Annotated in this window: 26 protein-coding genes and 1 pseudogene; 13 read left to right on the forward strand and 14 right to left on the reverse strand. The window is 65.3% G+C overall.

Annotation, left to right across the window (positions count from 1 at the left end; genetic code table 11):
- Positions 1-42: 42 nt before the first annotated feature.
- A complete protein-coding gene (gene sfsA / locus SGCZBJ_RS03655) occupies positions 43-756 on the reverse strand; it encodes a DNA/RNA nuclease SfsA (RefSeq protein WP_101716667.1) in 714 nt (237 codons plus the stop codon).
- 13 nt (positions 757-769) lie between these two features.
- Positions 770-1066, reverse strand: coding sequence for a hypothetical protein (locus tag SGCZBJ_RS03660; protein ID WP_101716668.1), 297 nt, complete (start codon positions 1064-1066; stop codon positions 770-772).
- Positions 1067-1241: 175 nt separating this feature from the next.
- On the opposite strand from SGCZBJ_RS03660, the gene SGCZBJ_RS03665 reads away from it, so the two are divergent.
- Positions 1242-2003 carry a competence/damage-inducible protein A gene (locus SGCZBJ_RS03665; RefSeq protein WP_101716669.1) on the forward strand — a complete coding sequence of 254 codons (762 nt, stop codon included), beginning with the start codon at positions 1242-1244 and terminating at the stop codon, positions 2001-2003.
- An 8-nt stretch (positions 2004-2011) separates the two neighbouring features.
- Here SGCZBJ_RS03665 and SGCZBJ_RS03670 read toward each other — a convergent pair whose 3' ends face one another.
- The gene (locus SGCZBJ_RS03670; RefSeq protein ID WP_101716670.1) at positions 2012-2386 is read right to left on the reverse strand and encodes a helix-turn-helix domain-containing protein; all 375 of its coding nucleotides are present in this window, start codon (positions 2384-2386) and stop codon (positions 2012-2014) included.
- Positions 2387-2491: 105 nt separating this feature from the next.
- Between SGCZBJ_RS03670 and SGCZBJ_RS26450 the strand changes: the two are divergent.
- The 6 genes and pseudogenes from SGCZBJ_RS26450 to SGCZBJ_RS03695 form a co-directional block, all read left to right on the forward strand.
- Positions 2492-2680: pseudogene (locus tag SGCZBJ_RS26450) on the forward strand (LuxR C-terminal-related transcriptional regulator); the annotation flags it as partial.
- A 160-nt stretch (positions 2681-2840) separates the two neighbouring features.
- Positions 2841-3212, forward strand: coding sequence for a hypothetical protein (locus SGCZBJ_RS03675; RefSeq protein ID WP_240621406.1), 372 nt, complete (start codon positions 2841-2843; stop codon positions 3210-3212).
- A gap of 213 nt (positions 3213-3425) precedes the next feature.
- A complete protein-coding gene (locus tag SGCZBJ_RS03680; protein ID WP_101716671.1) occupies positions 3426-3773 on the forward strand; it encodes a hypothetical protein in 348 nt (115 codons plus the stop codon).
- Between the two features lie 86 nt (positions 3774-3859).
- Entirely contained in the window at positions 3860-4300 is a 441-nt protein-coding gene (locus SGCZBJ_RS03685; RefSeq protein WP_101716672.1) for a hypothetical protein, read from the forward strand.
- Between the two features lie 74 nt (positions 4301-4374).
- Positions 4375-4884 (forward strand): protein activator of alkane oxidation PraB, encoded by a 510-nt coding sequence (locus SGCZBJ_RS03690; RefSeq protein ID WP_133149174.1) that lies wholly within the window; start codon positions 4375-4377, stop codon positions 4882-4884.
- Positions 4885-4978: 94 nt separating this feature from the next.
- Complete coding sequence (locus SGCZBJ_RS03695; protein ID WP_133149175.1) at positions 4979-5467, forward strand: protein activator of alkane oxidation PraB; 489 nt, start codon at positions 4979-4981, stop codon at positions 5465-5467.
- Between the two features lie 108 nt (positions 5468-5575).
- Here SGCZBJ_RS03695 and SGCZBJ_RS03700 read toward each other — a convergent pair whose 3' ends face one another.
- The 9 genes from SGCZBJ_RS03700 to SGCZBJ_RS03745 form a co-directional block, all read right to left on the reverse strand.
- The gene (locus tag SGCZBJ_RS03700) at positions 5576-6223 is read right to left on the reverse strand and encodes a GNAT family N-acetyltransferase (RefSeq protein ID WP_101716675.1); all 648 of its coding nucleotides are present in this window, start codon (positions 6221-6223) and stop codon (positions 5576-5578) included.
- A 312-nt stretch (positions 6224-6535) separates the two neighbouring features.
- Complete coding sequence (locus tag SGCZBJ_RS03705) at positions 6536-7750, reverse strand: tyrosine-type recombinase/integrase (protein WP_101716676.1); 1215 nt, start codon at positions 7748-7750, stop codon at positions 6536-6538.
- A gap of 32 nt (positions 7751-7782) precedes the next feature.
- A complete protein-coding gene (locus SGCZBJ_RS03710; RefSeq protein ID WP_133149176.1) occupies positions 7783-7968 on the reverse strand; it encodes a hypothetical protein in 186 nt (61 codons plus the stop codon).
- Positions 7969-8002: 34 nt separating this feature from the next.
- Positions 8003-8299 carry a hypothetical protein gene (locus tag SGCZBJ_RS03715; protein ID WP_101716678.1) on the reverse strand — a complete coding sequence of 99 codons (297 nt, stop codon included), beginning with the start codon at positions 8297-8299 and terminating at the stop codon, positions 8003-8005.
- 12 nt (positions 8300-8311) lie between these two features.
- A complete protein-coding gene (locus SGCZBJ_RS03720; RefSeq protein WP_101716679.1) occupies positions 8312-8581 on the reverse strand; it encodes a hypothetical protein in 270 nt (89 codons plus the stop codon).
- A 71-nt stretch (positions 8582-8652) separates the two neighbouring features.
- Positions 8653-9678: a hypothetical protein gene (locus tag SGCZBJ_RS03725; RefSeq protein WP_133149177.1), complete on the reverse strand. Its 1026-nt coding sequence runs from the start codon at positions 9676-9678 to the stop codon at positions 8653-8655.
- A gap of 61 nt (positions 9679-9739) precedes the next feature.
- The gene (locus SGCZBJ_RS03730; RefSeq protein ID WP_101716681.1) at positions 9740-10714 is read right to left on the reverse strand and encodes a helix-turn-helix domain-containing protein; all 975 of its coding nucleotides are present in this window, start codon (positions 10712-10714) and stop codon (positions 9740-9742) included.
- 321 nt (positions 10715-11035) lie between these two features.
- On the reverse strand, positions 11036-11326 hold the full coding sequence (locus SGCZBJ_RS03735) for a hypothetical protein (RefSeq protein WP_133149178.1): 291 nt from the start codon (positions 11324-11326) through the stop codon (positions 11036-11038).
- A 277-nt stretch (positions 11327-11603) separates the two neighbouring features.
- A complete protein-coding gene (locus SGCZBJ_RS03745; protein ID WP_101716684.1) occupies positions 11604-11825 on the reverse strand; it encodes a hypothetical protein in 222 nt (73 codons plus the stop codon).
- 161 nt (positions 11826-11986) lie between these two features.
- On the opposite strand from SGCZBJ_RS03745, the gene SGCZBJ_RS03750 reads away from it, so the two are divergent.
- The 3 genes from SGCZBJ_RS03750 to SGCZBJ_RS03760 are packed head-to-tail and all read left to right on the forward strand — an operon-like array spanning position 11987 to position 15155.
- Positions 11987-12520 carry a phage regulatory CII family protein gene (locus tag SGCZBJ_RS03750; RefSeq protein ID WP_101716685.1) on the forward strand — a complete coding sequence of 178 codons (534 nt, stop codon included), beginning with the start codon at positions 11987-11989 and terminating at the stop codon, positions 12518-12520.
- Complete coding sequence (locus SGCZBJ_RS03755; protein ID WP_101716686.1) at positions 12517-13998, forward strand: replicative DNA helicase; 1482 nt, start codon at positions 12517-12519, stop codon at positions 13996-13998. Before SGCZBJ_RS03750 ends, SGCZBJ_RS03755 begins: the two co-directional genes overlap by 4 nt.
- Complete coding sequence (locus tag SGCZBJ_RS03760) at positions 13995-15155, forward strand: DUF1376 domain-containing protein (RefSeq protein ID WP_101716687.1); 1161 nt, start codon at positions 13995-13997, stop codon at positions 15153-15155. Before SGCZBJ_RS03755 ends, SGCZBJ_RS03760 begins: the two co-directional genes overlap by 4 nt.
- 23 nt (positions 15156-15178) lie before the next feature.
- On the opposite strand, the gene SGCZBJ_RS03765 is transcribed toward SGCZBJ_RS03760, so the two are convergent.
- Positions 15179-15466 (reverse strand): hypothetical protein, encoded by a 288-nt coding sequence (locus SGCZBJ_RS03765; protein WP_101716688.1) that lies wholly within the window; start codon positions 15464-15466, stop codon positions 15179-15181.
- A 158-nt stretch (positions 15467-15624) separates the two neighbouring features.
- On the opposite strand from SGCZBJ_RS03765, the gene SGCZBJ_RS03770 reads away from it, so the two are divergent.
- Complete coding sequence (locus SGCZBJ_RS03770) at positions 15625-16329, forward strand: hypothetical protein (RefSeq protein WP_101716689.1); 705 nt, start codon at positions 15625-15627, stop codon at positions 16327-16329.
- Positions 16330-16410: 81 nt separating this feature from the next.
- A complete protein-coding gene (locus tag SGCZBJ_RS03775; protein ID WP_165799230.1) occupies positions 16411-17268 on the forward strand; it encodes a putative phage abortive infection protein in 858 nt (285 codons plus the stop codon).
- Between the two features lie 92 nt (positions 17269-17360).
- Here SGCZBJ_RS03775 and SGCZBJ_RS03780 read toward each other — a convergent pair whose 3' ends face one another.
- A complete protein-coding gene (locus SGCZBJ_RS03780) occupies positions 17361-17624 on the reverse strand; it encodes a hypothetical protein (RefSeq protein WP_101716691.1) in 264 nt (87 codons plus the stop codon).
- Positions 17625-17855: 231 nt separating this feature from the next.
- On the opposite strand from SGCZBJ_RS03780, the gene SGCZBJ_RS03785 reads away from it, so the two are divergent.
- On the forward strand, positions 17856-18155 hold the full coding sequence (locus SGCZBJ_RS03785) for an HNH endonuclease (RefSeq protein ID WP_205685312.1): 300 nt from the start codon (positions 17856-17858) through the stop codon (positions 18153-18155).
- The last annotated feature ends 79 nt before the right edge of the window (positions 18156-18234 follow it).

Here is an 18234-nt window from a genome sequence, read left to right on the forward strand (position 1 = left end):
GGGCGCCGAGTGGCCCCTCCCCATCAAGGATGAGGGAGCGCCTCAGCGCCTCCACACGATCGGCCGCGCGATCCGAACCTCTTCAGCGCTCATCGCGCACGCCCAGACCATGACCTCCACCCCCGCCTCGGCGGCGACGTCGAGGCCGCGTGCGAAGGCTGGATCGAGCTCGCGGCAGGCCTGGAACGCTTCGCAGTCCTCGCGCTGCACTACGAACAGCGCCACGGCCCGATGGCCCTCGCGCACCTGGGCGGCGAGGTCCTCGAGGTGGCGGGTCGAGCGGGCGGCCTTGCAGTCGGGGAACTCCGCCAGGCCCGGGCTGCGGGAAAGGTGGACGTTCTTGACCTCCAGCCAGCACGGCGGCCGGTCGGGATCCGTGAGCAGAAAGTCGACGCGGCTGGCGGCGGCGTATTTCACCTCGGGGCGGATCGAGGCGTAGCCGGTCAGCTCCGGGATCACCCCGCCGACCAGGGCCTCGGCCACCAGCTTGTTGGGCAGCAGGGTGTTGATCCCCACCAGGCCCGTCCCGTCGGGACCGGCGGCCTCGACCAGTTGCAGCGTCCAGGCCAGCTTGCGCTTGGGATCGTCGGAGTGAGAGACCCACGCCCCCTGCCCCGGCAGGTTCACGCCCAGCATGGCGCCGGAGTTGGGGCAGTGGGCGGTGATCTCGCGGCCGTCGTCCAGCACCAGGTCGCAGAAGAACCGCTTGTAGCGCTGGACGATGAGACCGCGGGTCAGCGGTTGCGGAAGACGCACGACGTCGAAGGCGTCAGTTCGCCGAGCCGCCGTCGGGCGCGTCGGTGCTGTTGGGCGCGCGACCGTCGAGCAGGGTGCGGGCGGCCTCCTTGTCGGTGTCGCGCTGGGCGGCCGTGGTGCAGACCCGCACCGGACGGTTGCTGCCGACGACGCGCTCGCGGCGGCAGACGACGCCGGGGTCCTTCTTCTTCTCGGCCTTCTTGTCGGCGGCGGCGGTCGGCGCGGCGGCGTCCATAGGCGCGGCGGTCTGGGCGGCGGCCGAGCCGGCCACGGCGATGGAGATCAGGGCGGAAACGACGAAGGCGCGCATCACGGCTCAATGGTTAAGCTGAAAGATGCAGCGATAAGCTGTCACGCTGACCCGGGTGTCAATCGAGGGTTGGGCGCGCCCGGCCAGGATTGCCATCAGGATTGATTGCACGACGCCGTTGCCGCCCGGCCGGCCTGGCCTTAAGTCCTGATGTCGACAACCGGGAGCCAAGCGTATGACGGCCAGCAAGGATCGAGTGACGGCGGCGGTGCTGATCATCGGCGATGAGATCCTGTCGGGCCGCACCCAGGACGTGAACCTCAACGCCATCGCCAGGTACCTGGCGACCTACGGCGTGGACCTTTGCGAGGCGCGGGTGGTCCCCGACGTCGAGCAGGAGATCGTCGATGCGGTCAACGCCCTGCGGACCAAGTACGACTACCTGGTCACCACCGGCGGCATCGGCCCCACGCACGACGACATCACCGCCGATTCGGTGGCCAAGGCCTTCGGAGTCACGGCGCCCGAGCATCCCGAGATCATGGCCATGCTGCGCGAGCGCTGGGGCGAGCCCAACGCCGCGCGCCGCCGCATGGCCCACGTGCCCGAAGGCGGCAGCCTGGTGAAGAACCCGGTGCAGGGCCCGCCCGGCTTCCAGAAGGACAACGTCTTTGTGCTGGCCGGCGTGCCGGCGATCATGCGCGGCATGCTCGACGACGTGGGGCCGCGCCTGCGCACCGGCGCCGTGGTGGTGGCCACGACGGTGCGCGTCACCGGCGCCGGCGAGGGCACGATCGCCGCCCCGCTGGAGGCCGTCGCCAAGGCCTATCCGGACCTGTCGATCGGCAGCTATCCGTTCTTCGCCCCGCCGGACGTCTACGGCGCCAGCCTGGTGATCCGCGGCCGCGATCCGGCGCAGGTGGAGGCCGCCGCCGTCGAGCTGGAAAAGACCCTGGCCGACCTGGGCGTCACCAACGTCGAACGGCTGGAGGCCTGATCCCAGGCCTAATCCTCGTCGGCCGCCAGCAGCGACTGGGCCAGGCCCAGCAGCGCCCGCTGGGTCTTGGGGCCGGCGGCGGCGTAGGCGTGCAGCAGGTCCAGCGCGCCGGGCAGGGTCAGCGCCGCCAGCATGGCCGAATCCTCGCCCGATGGCGCGTCCTCGCCGACCAGGGCGGCCACCGTCGTCTCCAGGCGGCCGGCGATGCGCACCAGCATCGAGGCCGAAACGCGATTCTCGCCCCGCTCGTATTTCTGGATCTGCTGGAAGGTCAGGCCCAGCGCCGCGGCCAGGTCGTCCTGGCTGACCTTCAGATAACGACGACGAATACGGATGCGGGTTCCGACCGCAAGGTCGATGGGATCCGGGCCGGTTGTCGTCATCGATATTGTCCGAAGCTCACAGAACTCGGCTATCTATCGACGTAGCCGTCACCGGCCGCAACGCACCTCCCTCTTAGATCGAGTAGTTTCCTTCCGCTCGCCCTCATGCCCGACACGCCCCACATCGCCGCCGGCCTCGAACTGTTGACCAAGCGCGAACGGGAAGCCCTTCGCCTCGTCAGCGAACACAGGCTTTCCAAGGAAATCGGCCCGCTGATGGGGGTTTCCAAGTCGCGCGCCGACGCCCTGGTGGAAAGCGCCTGCCGCAAGCTGGGCGTCAACGGCCGGCGGGCCGCCGCCCGTGTTCTGAGCGAGCACGAGCGAGTCGCCGGCGCCGTGGGATTCGCCCCCGGCGACTATGGGATTCAATCCCACCCCGATCCAATCGGACTGGCGGGCGCCCCGCCCTCCTCGCCACCGTCGGCCTCGCAATCAACCGAGGCCTTCGACCCCAGTGAAAGAGTTTCCCGACAACACCATCCCGCCGCCGGCGGACACGACCAGCCTGCAGGAGCACCGACTGGGCCTGCTGGTCTGGAAGGCCCGCCAGATCCGCCAGGCGGTGACCGCCTTCGAACAAGCCTGGCCGCCCCTGCCGCCGGAACCGGCGGTCCCGGTCTTCGGCTGGTCGCAGCTGCAACGCCAGCTGACCGACCTGGCCCCGCCGGAACTCCAGCCGCTGGTGGCGGACCTCGTCTCGGCGATCCGCAAGGAATCGGCGGCCAAGCCGGCCGAGATGGTGCTGAGGGAGATCCTGACCATCACCGCCACGGTGCTGGACGATGGCTTCCGCGAGAAATACGCGGAGGATCCGACCATGCTCTGACCCCCGCCTTCCGCCTCCTGGCCGTCCTGGCCATCGCGCTCGGCTTCGCCATGCTGATCGGCGGGCTGCTCAGCGCCCGCCAGGTGGTCGAGCTCTTCCAGAACCTGCGCCACGGCTGAGGCCGCCTTCCCCCAGGAGGCGCCCGCCGGCGCCTTCGATCACCGTCCGGACAGCGCCTGCCGGAGCGCCGGACTTCCGAGGGGACACCGCTTCATGAACCGCCGCATCGTCGCCGAGCACCTGGCCTCCCGCCTGTTCACCGCTGAGGAGGCCGTGGACAACACCCTGGCCGCCATGGGCGAGCTGATCGCCGCCATGCCCCGCGCCCGCCTGCAGGCCAGGGTCGCCGCCGGGGTCGGCCAGCAGGCCGTCGACCACGTGATGGAGGCCGCCTCGGGCCTGGCCGACGTCCGCCGCTCGCTGATCGCCGCCCACGGCGCCCTGGCCGACGCCAAGGACCAAATCGGCCTGCGCCGGGTCACCCTGGTCGGCGGCGGCGACAAGGAGGAGGACGGCGATCCCACCCGCACCGGCTTCCTGGAGGTGGTGAAGTCGGCCTGACCGCCGCCTTCGTCGGTTACCCGACGCCTCTTTCGACCCGCGCGATTCGTCGCGACAATGGCCCCCGGACACTGTTCGGGGGCCTCATGTTCAGCATCCTGCCGACCCAGCTCGGCGCCGGCGCGATGTTCGTGGTCTGCGGCGCAGCGCTGTGGATGGGCGGCCGGCTCGAGCGCGTTCTGGCCATCGCCACCATGCTGGCCTGGGTCGGCTCGGCCCTGGCCGAGATCGAGGACAAGAGCCTCACCCAGTGGGGCATCTTCGCCATCGACCTGGTCTATCTCAGCGTGCTGGTCGGCCTGACCCTGTTCGACCGCCGGATCTGGCTGCTGTTCATGACCGCCTTCCAGCTGCTGATCGTGCTGACCCACGTCGCCTTCGCGCTGGACCGCTCGCTGCGCCAGTGGGGCTTCTTCTCGGCCTACTACCTGTGGAGCTACGCCGAGCTGGTGGCGTTCGCCGTGGGGCTGGCGGCGCTGGCGTGGCGGCGGCGCAGGGCGCGCGCCAAGGGGCGCAGGGTCGGGTGACGCCGCCGTTGCAATACAATTTATATTGGAGTAAATAGCGATAAAATCATAAGTTGCAATTAGGGAGTCGCTCAATGATCAAGCGCACCGCTGTTGCTTCTGTTTTGTCGCTGGTCGCAGCGAGTCTGGCCTTGCCAGCCCCGGCGGCGACGTTCACGCCGGACTTCCCACCCAATGTGAGGATCACCGGGCGACTGACGATCGACCAAGGCGGCCCCGTCACGTGCGACGTCACGCTGGACGGCTACATCATGTTCGGCGGCAGCATGATGCAGATCACCAACGGCTCGTTCACAGCGGGCGATTGGCAATGCGGCTGGCTGGTGCAGCCGACGTCGTTTCCCTGGACGGTCATGCCCAACAACTATGGCCCATGGCCCACGGCCACCATTCAAGGCATGGGCGTGAATACGATCCTGGGGAACTGCAGCGGCTTCGTGACGGTCAAGTGGGTGAACAGCCCCTCATGGAACGCCGGCATGGATTTCTGGGGCCAGGCCTCCTCGGGTTCGCCTTACACCTGCTTCTACGACGGCATGCTGTCGGTGACGAACTACAGCTCGACCCCCATCACCATCCAATAGCTCGAATAAGGTCCGCCCGACGAAGCGCCAGTAGGGGGCGGCGGCAGAACTCTGGAGACCGCGACAGGCGGAAAGCAATCTGGGAGGCGCCATCATGCCTAAAGCCGTGACTTTCCTGTGCGCCGCCGCCCTGGCGGCGGCGATCCCCGCCGCGTCGGCGACCGCGGCGATCTTCACCCCCAATCCGCAGAACCCGGTGGCGTTCGGCGGCGATCTCGCCATCGAGCAGAACGGCTTCACGATCACCTGCCGGGTCTGGCTGGGCGGGAAGGTCGTGGCAGGCGGCTCTCAGGTGGAAATCACCGACGCCAGCTTCTCCGAGGGCGACTGGCGCTGTGGCTGGCTCGTGACCCCGACCGGGCTCCCCGGGGCCGTCTATCCCCTCTCGACGTACCAGGTGCTGTTCTATGGCTTCAGCTTCAACACGATCCTCGGATCCTGCAGCGGCTCGGTCGTGGCCATCTGGACCCAGCCCAGCGGCTACGGCCAGGCGTTATTCAACGACACGATCATCCCCGGCACGCCGGGCAACTGCACCGTCTACGGGGTTCTCCATACGGCCCCGACGCTGACGGTCTTCTGATCCTGGGAGCGGCCGTGGTGCGGGCAGCCGGGGTCGAACCGGCAAGGCCTTGCGGCCGGCGGATTTTAAGAGCGATACGCCTCGAATAAAATCAGCGCGTTATCCGGCTTATGCGCCGATTGTGCGCTCGGCTGGCGGAGCGCCTTCCCCTGCCTGTTGATCAACCGCTTCCTCATTGGCCGCCTCGGCCAATAGTCTTTCCGCTTCAAGTCGCGCTTCTTCATCCGCCTCGCGGCGCGTTTCGTTCACCGCCCGGATGGTGTCTATCGGGAGATACATCTCCAGGCTGCCCGGCTTAAACCGCTGGAAATCGAACCGCTCGTAGTAGGCCGCAGCTTCCTCATCGACCGCGTCCAGGGTCAGCGCCCATATGCCCACACGGTTCGCAACCTCTTCAGCCTGCCGGAAGATGTCGAACATCAGTTCTGTGCCAAGCCCCTGGCGACAGTAGGTTGTGTGGACGCCGATCATGCCGAGGTAAACGGCCGGAATTTTGTTGAATTGGTTAAAGTCGACAGCCGCTTCTAGGCCGACGTCTTCGTGCTCAACGGACGTGGCTGTCAGGTAGTAGTATCCAACGACCGTCCTACTGCCTTCCTCGCAGGCCACGAAGGCGCGCAATGCATTCCTCCGCTGCGCGCGGCAGATGTTGCCGCGGAGGAAGTTCTGAATACGGCGATACGAGCAGCGGAAACGGCTGCGCTCGTGAAGGTCGTTAAGGGCCTCGATCCGGACGCGTGCTAGATCGAGCGGCAAGCGGCCTTCCGCGCGCGGCTCGCTTCAAGGAGGCGCTGGAGCGACTGCGACGGCTTCGGGGCGTTCTGGCACGTCGTGACGAAACGAGCGAACTCCGACTTGTCGAGTTTCTGAACGGACGGGTAACGACCTCCGTCCTTCAACTGCGCAGCCATTTTTCTCTCCGTGGCCTCGGCGAAGGCCTCATGGTGAGCTACTTGGCAATGGCTCACCTGTCGGGGTCGACATGTTAACAGGTTAGAACTTTTGTCAACCGTCTGTTGACAACTCAACATCTCACGACCGGTATTAACGCGGGCTGAAGCTCATCGTTCAGCAGATAAGCCCCTCGCTCCGCCTGGCCAAGGCCGCGTCCGCCTCGTCGTCGGTCCAGAGGTGGCCATACAAGTCCATCGTCATCGCGAGGCTCGAATGCCCAGCTAGCTCCTGCACACGTTTGGGGCTAAGCCCCTGGGCGATCCAAAGGCTGACGGCCACATGCCGCAGCGCGTGCGGGCCAAACGCCGGCACGGGCCGGTTCTTGCCCTTGGAATCGGGGATCATCTCGACAAGCCCGGCGCGCCGCATCAGCGGCAGCCAGCATTCGCGCCAGAAGGCTTGATAGCTCCACAGCGGTCCGTCGGCGCTTGGGAACAGCCGACCGGCGTGGCGCTCCCTCCCCTTGCCGCCGTCCAGCGTGAACGCCTGGGCCGGGCCGCGACGCAGGCGCCAGGAGCGGACGGCCATCGCCGCGGCGGGGCCGATCGGAACCTTACGGCGGCTCTTCTTCGACTTCGGCGAACCAAGGGTCAGGTACTTGCCGCACAGGCGCTCGGTGATGGCCACCTCGCCACCATCCTTGGTGATCGCCGCCTTGTCGTCGGCCAGGCCCAGCAGCTCGGAAATGCGCGGCCCTGCGAACATGAGCAGGCGCACGACGGCCGTGTCCCGCACCGCGTTGTCGCCCCGCCCCGCCGCCTTTAGCACGGCCGCCAGGGTTTCCTTGGCGGGGATCTCGATGACGTCCTCGTCGTCAACGCGCTCGACAACCTCAATCTTGGTGGCGCGGGCCGGGTTCACGCCAAGCCAGCCCTTCCGAATGGCGAAGTCGAACCAGGTGACCAGGTAGCGCCGCTGGCGGCGGGTGAGGTCGAGCGACCCGGAGGTCTCGAAAATGGCGTCGAGGTAGTTCTGCGCCTTGGGCGTGGTCAGGTCGCACATGCGCGTCGCCGAGAACTCGGGCGCTGAGGTCAGGTGCTTGTCGATCGCGGTGTCGTAGCCGTCCCGGGTCGCGGCCTCCTTGGCCCCCTTCTTCACCAGCTTGTCGAAGTGGGCGTAGTGCTCGCGGGCCACGGCCAGCACGGTCATGGTCGAGGAGCCCACGACGCCGGCGCGATCGACTTCCTTCAGCCAGGCCTCGGCATCGCCCTTGCGCGCGAAGACCTTCGAAATCCGCTTGCCGCTCGCGTCCTTGGTGGCGGCTCGCCACTTCGTCGCGCGCGTGCCGTCCTTCCGCGGGGGGCCCTGGAATTTCTGGATGTTGGCCATGAAGGATTAGAACGGCAGCAGTACGCCCAGCGTCAAGCCGCGCGGTCGCCCCCGAGGGTATCTTCCGACTTCAGCCATTCGGTCAGCTCGGATCGAAAGGCATAGTAGCCGATACCTTCGCGCTTGCGGATCGGCCCCAGGCCGCGTTCTCGCACATGATAGACGCGGCGCTCGCCGGCCTTTCCGGCCCACCCCAGGAAGTCGGCGATGGCGCGCACGCCCTCGAGCTTGTCCTCGGATAGCCCCTCCACGTTACGCGGCCCGCGCGGCTTCGGCGTAAACCCGCGCCTTGAAGGCGCTTCGGCCGGCCAGCTGCAGTATGTTCAGGAGATCACCGCCCGAGCACGCGACCGCGCTGTCCCGGTATCCGGCGGCCAACTCGGTCTGCTCATCCGCCAGCTCGGCCAGGCGCTGTCTGGGTAGCGTGCGGATATCGGCCTGCACCTCGAGCAGGAACTCAGCTTCGCGTTCCAGGCGCTCTCGGCTGTTCGGGCGGGCACCGCGGGCGATCCAGTCCTGGACGCGGTCTTGGCTAGCTTGGTCGGGCATAACGAATCCTTCTCAGACGGGTTCGGTGGGGAGGTCGATGTCTCGAAGAATGGCGTAGGTGTCGGGGGTTACCTCGTTGTTCCAGACATCCAGCGGCGCGCTGGCCGAGCACACCTGGCAGAAGGCTCCGTCGACCTCTTCGAGCTCTTCGGTACCGTCAGGGTCCAGTACCGTCGCGCCGTCTCGGATGATTGGTCGGAGGGCGCCGCGGTCGACGATGTGTAGATGATCCCGCTCACTGCAGAACGGGCAGTGGCGCTTAATGCGGGGGTCGCGAGACATTGGCCGCCTCTTGGGCTTTAGGTTCAACGGAAGCGCAGAGCGGCCGCCGGCACTGGCCGGCGGCCATGTCGCTATTCGGCGGCCTGGAGGGCGATGGACGCGTAAGATCCAGCGCTGAAATCGGGGGTGATAATCTTCGGCGCGCGCCCGTTCGCGAGGTGCAGGGCCGATCGGTAGATGCCGAGAATTGCCCGCTCGTCGGTGGGGCCCGCGAGGTCAACCGCGCTAGCGATGTGAGGGTCGGCGGGGTCCATGGGGTGGCCTTCGAGGCCACCAATCTTGTGGGTGGTAACTTGGCACAGGTAGCCGAAGGCCTGCACTTGGCGAGCGATCGCCGCGGCGTCCGGCGCCTGGACCTGTGTGAGCTCATACAGGGCGTTGGAATGGGCGCAGTTCGTGGCGTCCCATTTCGACTTGAGGCGCTCGTACTCGGGGTCGCCGTCGCCGACATCGGGGTTGGCGTCCTCGAACGCGTACTGCGCATGCGCGGCCGAGACAAAGGCTTGCTCCGCATCATCGACCGCGCCGGCCGCCGCGACCCAGGCGCGGCTGACAGCGTCGCTCAGGAAAAGCGCGCTAAGGTCGCGAGCGATCACGTCCAGACCGGACTGGTCGAACTCGGGGGTTAGGTGGAGCAACATCGCTTTGTCGGCGATATCGAGCACCGTTGCGGGCCGGTAGGCCTCGACCTGATCGAGGAGATCGTCGAACCGCTCTTCGTGCTCGTCGTGGAGCTCCTTGCCAGCGGTGACATCGAGGTCGCCGGTGACGACGTCGTCGGTGAACAGGCAGGAGCCTTCATAAAGGCCCCAGGCCCTCATGAAGTCACCGCGCAGCTTCGCCCATTCCGGAGTGATCTCGGCACCCGCGCGCATACCCTGGTAGCGGAGGATCGCGCACATGGCTCCGTGGATTTCAACCGCGGCCATCACCCCATCAGAGAGCGATCCGCTGGCGGCGTGGATTGCCGCCACCAGTCCGTCGTAGGTCGCCCGGCGATCTTCGTAGGTGATGATCGGGAGCAGGCTTTCCGCTTTGGCCCTCAGGGCCGCTTTGGGTGTGGCTTCGATCTGGGTGTTGGTCGATTGGGCGAGCATGGTCGTGTCCTCCATAGGAATATGGAGGACGATAGTTCGGGAATTTTCCCGAGTAAAGCGCTTAGCTCGGGAATTTTCGCGGAGGTGCCTGAGGGGTTAGCCCGAATCCCCCTTGAGGGTCGATGGGCACCAGCGCCCTAAGGACCTTGCCCATCAAGCGCGGCCGCGATTTCCGCTGTTGCAGCAAACTCTCAAAGGCCGCTTCATTATCCTGAAGCGTTGAGGCGTCCAGTCTGCCTGCAAGGTGTCGAAACTCTTCCAAAAGATCGCGAAAAACGTCCAAATCTAAAGGCTTTGGATCCGGGTTATTTTCGTCTAAAAATATATCATCGCTTATTCCCCAGTATTCATGATCCGTCGAGGCATACTCGTAGAACCACAGCCCTAAGTCGGGATATCTATTCTTTACTACTCTAACCGAGCGCTCTACCAGATAGTATGCAGCGGAAGGGCCTATCAGGTGCTTCTCTATTATCACCACATCCCCATCAGCAACGGTGCTCCGATCCGCCTCTGTGAGCTCAGCCACCTGTAAAAGAGATCCGGCAGGAGCGATCAAGTCAGCTCCAGTGTCGCGCACAACCTCGAACCACTGAGCGCGCTTGTCGAAGCTGGGGGGAGAGGAGGCGACCTCAAAACCTAGATCCCTCTCAATTTCTCCGCGACGCCTAAACGCCGAGGTCATGAGCTCAAAGCGTATCGGCAGAAGTACGGCGCCCGGCCGTTGTTGGTGGCTATCCGCGTCGGACCTTGCTAGCGGCGATGGGATTTCATCCACCCCAAGCGCAAAGTTGTGAAGTGCGCCGACCGCAAATTCGGGCTCAGGGAGCCCGAGGAGGAAGTTGACGCTACATTCCAAAGCCTCGGCGAGCTTAGCGAGGCGCTCAGCGCTGGGGCTTTTCACTTTGCCGCGCAGAATGTCGCGAACAAAACTCTCGCCCAAGCCCGCCTTCTTCGCCGCACTATAGGGGTTGAGCCGCATCGCACTCATGCGATCCCGGATGCGTTCGGCTTGTATAGATGGCTCAGGCGGCATTGGCGCTCCCTTCGGGGTCGAACCTATTCGGGACCCTCCCCGTTGACAATTTGGGAAACTTCCCGACAATTCGGGCTATGACCCAACTTCAGCCCTGCCTGATTTCCTTTCTCAGGCGCTGCGATCAGACCGCAGCCGCCCTCGGGCTTAGCCGATCGACAATCTCGACAAAGCTATTCAACGATGGAAAGCGCCTCGGACAGATCGCAGATGGCAGCAGCGATATTGGAGTCCGACGACTTGCGTTGGCGGAAGCCACCCTAGACGCCTTGGTTCTGTCGTCGGTCCGGCCTAGCGGCAGGGCCGCTTGATGTTGGAGCCTCACTTCCGCGCATTCTCGTTAGCGGGCGCCTCACAGCTATCGTCGGTATTCGCACTACCGCGGCCGCCGATTAATAGGTCCCGCGCCGCCAGCGCGGCCGCCTCGTCGAGCCAGGCGCGTGGTCCTTCCGCGCCGTCGGTGGCGATCTTGTCCAGCAGGTCTTCGATCAGCCAGGCGACCTCTGCCTGGAGCGGTATCCGCTCGGCGTCGTCTGCCGCGTCGGCCTCGGCTTCGAACAAGAGCGTTAGCACGATCCGAACCGCATCCATTTCCACCAAGAGGCGGGTCATGACCTGCTCGATGCGCTCCAGGCGCTCGCCGTGGGTTTCACGCCCCACAGCGGACAGCCAAGTAAGCGTTCAATCGCTCGATCGCCTTGCGGCTCTGCGAGTCCGCGATGGCGCGCCACATCGCACGGTCGGGCGGGTTCAGCGCCGCGGACCGTCGGCAGGCGCCGGCGACGATCGCGTGCTCGATGGCCAAAGCCAAGTCAGGGTGGATCGCCGAACCATCGCGGACTTGGGGCAACTCCGGGGGCTGCATCACAGCAGCCCCCGATGCCGGCGGCTATTCGATGCGCCCCGCCTGTCGGGCCTTGTTCTTGATCGTCGCGACAAGATCGCCGTACGCAACGTCAGTCTCGACGTCGAAGCGGGGAGAACCGGCTCCGACCCGGAAGATCTCCTCCATCCCTCCTGGGAAGCGGTACTCAATCCAGAACAGAACTCCGCGAAGGAGTTGTTCGAGGGCTTTTTCCTGCGGGGTGCGCAGGCGCAGTTCGTCGGCCATGGCCGTGTTCCTTCTTCAATGGCGGCTCGATTTTCTCGCCATGAAGAAGTCTGCAACGCGCCCGGAGACGGGGGGCTTAGGTCGTGTTCCATGTGGAGCACTGTCGCTCGGCTGAGGAGGGCCGTCGCCCCGAACGGGAGCTTGGCTTTCGGGGCGACCGCATGACCGGCTTCCGTCCGACAAAGCCGCGCCGGCATGGCTCGTTGCATGCAGCGCTCTCAATCGCGATCGATCAGGTCGGCGGCCTGGAAGACGCGGCCGACATCATTCAGCGCTCGACGAACTGGCTCTACACCGCCGCCGATCCCGACGTGGAGCGTCGCAAGAAGGCCACGCTCTCGTTCGAGGAGGCGCGGGCCCTTAGCCGCGCCGGCGCAACGGCTCTGGCCGAGGACCTGTCTCTGCAAGCCGGCGGTGTGTTCCTTCCGCCCGCGCCAGATACCGCGCCCGCCGCGATCCAGGCAGCGCTCGCGAGCTATGCCAAGGAATCTGGCGAAGCTCTGGCGATGGTCATCCAGCGTGCGGCCGACGGTGACTTCGATCGCCTCGACGCTGAGGCCGCGATGAAAGAGATCGACGAAGCCCTGAAGGCCCTGATGGGTGTCCGCGCTCTGGCCGTCGCGGCGATCGAGGCCGATGCGGCGCCGGTCGCCCGGGCGGCGAGCCGGGCCTTTGCCGCCAGCGTGCGCGCGTGAGCGGCCCTTCGGCGGTTGCGTCGCGCCACCTCCCCTTCAACCTCGAAGCCGAGCAAGCCCTGCTAGGTATTCTGCTCTACGACAATGGCGCCTACGAGCGGCTACCCGACAACCTTCGGCCGGATCGCTTCTACGAGCCGTTCCACCAACGGCTCTTCGGGGCGATCGAGACCCATATTCGCCAGGGGCAACTGGCCGGCACAATCCTGCTGGCCGAGGAGTTCAAGGGGGAGCCCGCGTTTGATGAGCTCGGCGGCGTGCGCTACCTGGCCGACCTCCTGGACCATGCACCGCCGGCGGCGAACGTCGTCGACTACGCTCGGGCGGTGATCGACGCCTCGCTCCGTCGAGACCTGATCAGCTTCGGCGATCAGACCAGCCATAGCGCGGCCGCCGCGGGCGTGGGGTCGGCGCATGAGCTGATTGAGAGCGCCGAACAGGCCTTGTTCGGCTTGGCGGAAGACCGCGGCGGGCAAGGAGGCTTCTCAGCATTCGAGGTAGCGCTCGATGGATTCATGGAGACGGCCGCCCAGGCGATGAGCCGCGGCGGCGGCGTCACCGGCCTGTCCACCGGCTTGGTCGACCTGGATGCGAAGCTCGGAGGCCTGCACCCGTCGGACCTCATCATCCTCGCCGGCCGGCCGTCGATGGGCAAAACGGCCCTGGCGACCAACATCGCCTTCCATGCCGCTCGCAACTTCATTGGCGAGGCCCAGTCCGATGGGACAGTCAAAGCCGTGCGCGGTGGTCGGGTGGCCTTCTACTCCCTGGAGATGAGCAAGGAGCAGTTGGCCGGACGGATCGTGGCCGACGTCGCCGGGGTCTCTGGAGACCGGATCCGCAGGGGCCAGATAGAGCCGGAAGAATATCGGCGCATGCGCGACGCCACGGCGACCCTGCGTAGGATCCCGTTGCATATCGACGACGGTGGTGGAACGTCCATCGCCAAGATCACCGCTCGGGCCCGGCGCCTTAAGCGTCGGCAAGGCCTGGATCTGATCGTCGTCGACTATCTGCAGCTCGCCAAGGCCGGCGGCCGCCCCGAGAACCGGGTCGCGGAGATCAGCGAGATCACGGGCGGCCTCAAGGCCCTGGCCAAGGATCTCGGCGTGCCGGTGATCGCCCTCTCGCAGCTAAGCCGAAAGGTGGAGGACCGCGAGGATAAGCGCCCGCAACTGGCGGATCTGCGAGAGTCCGGCTCGATCGAGCAAGACGCCGACGCCGTGCTCTTCGTCTTCCGCGAGGCCTACTACATCGGCCGGGCCGAGCCCAAGGCCGGCACTGCCGAGCATATGGCCTGGCAGGACGACATGTCCCGCTGTGAGCGAGAGGCCGACGTCATCATTGCCAAGCAGCGGCACGGCCCGATCGGGACCGTAAAGCTCTCCTTCGACGGCGACACCACCCGCTTCGGCAACCTGGCGCGCGAGAACAGCGCCGGAGGATACGACCGCCTTTCATACAGGGGTTACGAGTGACCGATCTTCCCGACCCCTTGGTGCCGGCGGAATGCTCGATGGCCGGCGACGACTGGTTTCCGCTCTACTTCGACCGGCTTCGGAAATCGAAGTGGTGGCGGCGCGCGAGCGACGTCGCCCGTGCCCGCAACATCATGCTTTGGGGGGAGGCCTATAAGGCCCGTCCGGCGGGTTCCTTGCCGGACGACGATGACGAGCTGGCCGAGGCCGCGGGCTACGGCATGGACGTCGACGCGTTCCTTGAGTTCAAGGCCGACATCATGGCGCCCTGGACGCTGTGCTCCGACGGCCGATGGTATCACCCGACCGTCTGCGAGCAGGTGCTGGACAGCTGGGAGCGCCGCGGCGCCACGCGAAAAGCCGAGTCCGCTCGAAAGGCGGAGTATCGTCGGCGCGTCCGCTCGCAGGGCAAAGTCCCGGCGAAAAGTGCTGCGGTCCCACGGGACACACCCACCTGTCCCACGGGACACGAAGAAGATGGAGGCGGGTCCCACGGGACACCCCCCTCTGTCCCGCCGGGACTGGGACTACAGACAATACAGACAGTACAAGAAGGGACTACCGTCCCTGTCGGATCGCCTCCGCCGATCGCGACCGTCACGTCTGTCCCCGACGGCGTGAACGCGAAGAGAGACCCCTGGGCGAGCGACGAGCATTTTGCCGCCGCGTGGAAGGCTTGCACCGACAAAGGCCGCACCCGGAGCAGCCGTGCGAAGGCCTGGCCCGAGTGGCGTCGAGTTCGTGACCGCGTCGGCGGCGAGGCGCTCGCGCGAGCGATGGCCCGGTACGTCGCTGCCGACGAGGACGCCAAACGCACTGGCGGGCCCGGCTTCCACCTCTGGCTCAAAGATGGCCGGTACGAGCACTGGCTGGGACCGTCCGCCGTCGCTGCGGCACCGGTCTGCGCCTTCCCCGGCCCGCCCGCCCTCCGAGCCAGCGTCGTGGACGTCGCCGGAGAGGACTTCGCGCTGAAGTTCATCGATCCAGCGGGCTGGCGTGACGCCGACCGGACGCTCGTCGCCCGCAACATCATGGCGGCCGATCGGATCCACCGCGAGCTGCGGGACTGGCTGACCCGAACCGGCGTGAGGTTGGAGGTCCATGGCGAGCACGTTCACCGTGATCGGGCCGCCTTGAGCACTGGAGTGCAACGATGAGGCAGCCCGATGTTGAGTTCGGCTTAGGGGCGAAGAGCCGGCGCGATATTGCCGTCCGATTTGAACTCGGCAGGTTCACCGTAAGTGTGGCGAGTGATGACGATCTTAAGTTCGTGATCGCCTCCCGAGAGCACCAGATGGGTGTCCGGAGCATCCTGGGCTTGCCGCAGGGTATCCACGTCGCCTTCGACGGTGCCGAACGCGGAGAGGCCGCGGCGGTCCTGCACCACCGTCAGGTGGTAGCGAACCGGGGCGTCGCTTTCGCCGAATTGCAGCGCACCGATGCCATCGAAGATCCTCGGATTCTTCATGTCGTCTCTCTCTCAGCTGGGGCGTCATCTCGACGCTCAATCGGCCCACAGGCGGACCGTGGGGATAGGTATGCCAAGGCCTTTCAGCGGCGCCTAGGCCTCCGCTCGCCTGCCTGCTCGTCCCCCTCCAGGATCAACCTCCTTCAATGGCTTGCCGCATGACCGCCCAGCTCAAGTCCAGTTCCTCGATGGCCTCCTCGCTCGTCCGCCGCCAGCTCGGCGACAAGCTCGACGCCCTACGGATCCGCGCCGACAACGACCACCGCTGCGGTGTGACCCCGAGCCTGCGGAAAGCGGAGCAGGCGATCATGGCCGGCCGCTATCCCGACGCCGGCCGCTTTCTGCAGGACGCTGAGGAAAAGCTCGACCAGCGTGCGGCTGCTCGCGAGGCGGCCGCCGCGGCCGAGGCCGCGGAGCGCCAGGCCCGGCGCCGTGGCGTGCTCACGGCGCACACGCCGGGCGGACCGTCGACCCGGGACGGCTTTCTCTGGCTGGTGAAAAAGGGCCGGGTTACGCCGCACCGCCGGGACGCCGGCCAACGCTACGGCGAGCTCTACGCCCGGGCCCGGGGGGACAGCATCAAGTCAGCCCTAAACGACAACGTCGGCGGCCGCGCCGGCGACAGCCCGGCCGACGCTCGGCTTCGCGCGGTGTTCGACCTCGACGCAGCCAACCTGCACATCTACCGCGCCATGGGTGAGGCGCATGGTCGGCGCCTGGTGGCTCTCCTGGAAGCAGTGTGCGGCATCGGCACGACGCTTCGCGAGGTGGCCGGCGGCGACGACCGTAAGGCTGCCATTCTCGAGGCCGATCTGATGACCGCCCTAGATATGGAGGCGATCCACTTCGGGGTATGTCGATAGCGGCGGTACGCGCTAGGCGGGAATTAACCTCTGCCATTCAATGAATGCGCACATTACGCGCTCATGGCTGGAGGAAGTGCAGTGGCCACAAAAGAATCCGGAAAGCCAAGTATATTTTGGTTTCTCGTAATGCTTTTGGCGGTGTTCGTGGCTTGGTGGGGCCTTGTAGCTTTGGGGGCCACCGGCCTGAATATCTGGCCCGGCAAGGAGTGGAACTTTGAAAGGACGGGTCAGCTCGGCGATTCCTTTGGGATCCTCAGCGCGTTTATGACCACGCTCGCCGCGTTTTTTACTTATCGAACACTGGTAGAGGAAAGGGAAGCGTATCGTCTTCAACAGCAGCGTGACAATCGGCTCGATCGTATAGCTAAAGCATCAGCCGAGAGGCTTCATAAGCGAGAGCGACAACAAGATGAGGCAGCATCTCTAAGCGCTGCGGAGGCTCGCTTCTTTCGCATGCTGGACCTTCGGTTAGCCATCCTGGGCGAGATGGTCTTCTACGAGGACGGCAAGCCCCTGATGGGCCGAAATGCGATAAACGCGATGTTTCGCACAGTTAACACAAGTTTTGACATCAATTCATCGATTATAGAAAAAGAAAAACTCGCCAATAGGTTCACTTACGTTTCCGCACATTATCACAGATTTACGTACCATATAATCAAAGATCTTGTAGACGGACCTCTTCAAGCCGACGCTTATCGATACGCCCGCATTCTTCGGGCGCAGCTATCCGAGAGCGAGCTCGCTATGATCGCTTTTACATGTGCCTATGGCGATGGCCGCGGGCGATTTGCCGATTTCGCTAGGGAGTTTGCTTTTTTCCACAACCTCTCGGCAAAGACTATTAAGGATTTTGGTTTGCGAGAGGCACTTGGCGATGCTGCTTTCGAGAGGGCGAGCAGTGAGGGAGCTGTGCCCGGAGCCGAACCCACTTGACCAATCCGCGCGAACAAGTTCTAAATGCGTTCACGGTGTCGCTTTGCGCCACCAGAGAGCCCCGCCGGTCCACCTGCGGGGCTCTTTTACTTCTACGCCTTGATCCGCTGGATCACGGAACCGATGAAGCTGAATGCCGAAGAGGTTGTCTCAGCGTCCCAGGCATAGAGAGCGCTGACGCCGGCCACCGTGAATGTGATCGCAGCTAGTGCGCGCAGCCCCCACGCCTTGGCCCTGTCGATCACGTGGGCCTCGAAACTCTGCCCCACCTTAAGCGCATTGTCGTAGTGAACCTTGTTAGCTAGCCAGAGAAGTGCAGCGGTCACGGCGGCAGCAACAATCGCTAAAATGAGCATTTCATCTCCTAAGGGTGGTTTCTGAGAAACAACCTTCAGCGTACCGCTTACCGACCCATGAACTTTCAGGGCTAATTGCTACTCACGTTAACTGCGCCTCCACCCTATGTTCGGAGCTACGGCAATGGCTAGGAATGGGACTACGCGGCAAACGTCACCGACGCGACCGCCGGCTCGATAGTGGGGAAGCTTTCAGCGCTCCCGCCACGCCTATCGGCCCTGCCTGTACGAGTGGCCTTCCGCCGGGATGAACAGGGCCACAGCCCCCAGGCCGAACCCTGGCGCGGCTGGTACAACCTCAAGCGCTGGAAAGACCTGCGCCTTCGGGTGTTCGAACGCGACCTCTTCACCTGCCAATGCGGCTGCGCCCGCATCGAATGCGACACTAGCGATCTGGTCTGCGACCACATCGAGCCGCATCGAGGCGACCCCGCCCTCTTCTGGTCGGAGGCCAACCTCCAGACCCTTACCAAGGCCTGTCACGACGGCTGGAAGCAGCGCCTGGAGCGCCAACGGCGCCTCGCCCCCTAACCACCCACCATGTGGGGCAACGGGAGGGGGGGGGGCAAAAGTCTGGATGCCTCTGGGCGGAAGACCGGCGACCCCCGCA

This window comes from Caulobacter zeae (assembly GCF_002858925.1).
In the GTDB taxonomy this organism is placed as follows: Bacteria; Pseudomonadota; Alphaproteobacteria; order Caulobacterales; family Caulobacteraceae; genus Caulobacter; species Caulobacter zeae.

Excerpts from the sequence above, each read along its gene's own strand:
- SGCZBJ_RS03730 (WP_101716681.1), bottom strand. The coding sequence starts at position 10,714 with ATGCCGCCTGAGCCATCTATACAAGCCGAACGCATCCGGGATCGCATG.
- SGCZBJ_RS03745 (WP_101716684.1), bottom strand. The coding sequence starts at position 11,825 with ATGGCCGACGAACTGCGCCTGCGCACCCCGCAGGAAAAAGCCCTCGAA.
- SGCZBJ_RS03715 (WP_101716678.1), bottom strand. The coding sequence starts at position 8,299 with ATGCCCGACCAAGCTAGCCAAGACCGCGTCCAGGACTGGATCGCCCGC.
- SGCZBJ_RS03750 (WP_101716685.1), top strand. The coding sequence starts at position 11,987 with ATGACCGGCTTCCGTCCGACAAAGCCGCGCCGGCATGGCTCGTTGCAT.
- SGCZBJ_RS03685 (WP_101716672.1), top strand. The coding sequence starts at position 3,860 with ATGTTCAGCATCCTGCCGACCCAGCTCGGCGCCGGCGCGATGTTCGTG.
- SGCZBJ_RS03725 (WP_133149177.1), bottom strand. The coding sequence starts at position 9,678 with ATGCTCGCCCAATCGACCAACACCCAGATCGAAGCCACACCCAAAGCG.
- SGCZBJ_RS03765 (WP_101716688.1), bottom strand. The coding sequence starts at position 15,466 with ATGAAGAATCCGAGGATCTTCGATGGCATCGGTGCGCTGCAATTCGGC.
- SGCZBJ_RS03660 (WP_101716668.1), bottom strand. The coding sequence starts at position 1,066 with ATGCGCGCCTTCGTCGTTTCCGCCCTGATCTCCATCGCCGTGGCCGGC.
- SGCZBJ_RS03665 (WP_101716669.1), top strand. The coding sequence starts at position 1,242 with ATGACGGCCAGCAAGGATCGAGTGACGGCGGCGGTGCTGATCATCGGC.
- SGCZBJ_RS03735 (WP_133149178.1), bottom strand. The coding sequence starts at position 11,326 with ATGACCCGCCTCTTGGTGGAAATGGATGCGGTTCGGATCGTGCTAACG.
- SGCZBJ_RS03770 (WP_101716689.1), top strand. The coding sequence starts at position 15,625 with ATGACCGCCCAGCTCAAGTCCAGTTCCTCGATGGCCTCCTCGCTCGTC.
- SGCZBJ_RS03720 (WP_101716679.1), bottom strand. The coding sequence starts at position 8,581 with ATGTCTCGCGACCCCCGCATTAAGCGCCACTGCCCGTTCTGCAGTGAG.
- SGCZBJ_RS03690 (WP_133149174.1), top strand. The coding sequence starts at position 4,375 with ATGATCAAGCGCACCGCTGTTGCTTCTGTTTTGTCGCTGGTCGCAGCG.
- SGCZBJ_RS03695 (WP_133149175.1), top strand. The coding sequence starts at position 4,979 with ATGCCTAAAGCCGTGACTTTCCTGTGCGCCGCCGCCCTGGCGGCGGCG.
- SGCZBJ_RS03670 (WP_101716670.1), bottom strand. The coding sequence starts at position 2,386 with ATGACGACAACCGGCCCGGATCCCATCGACCTTGCGGTCGGAACCCGC.
- SGCZBJ_RS03680 (WP_101716671.1), top strand. The coding sequence starts at position 3,426 with ATGAACCGCCGCATCGTCGCCGAGCACCTGGCCTCCCGCCTGTTCACC.
- SGCZBJ_RS03705 (WP_101716676.1), bottom strand. The coding sequence starts at position 7,750 with ATGGCCAACATCCAGAAATTCCAGGGCCCCCCGCGGAAGGACGGCACG.
- SGCZBJ_RS03780 (WP_101716691.1), bottom strand. The coding sequence starts at position 17,624 with ATGCTCATTTTAGCGATTGTTGCTGCCGCCGTGACCGCTGCACTTCTC.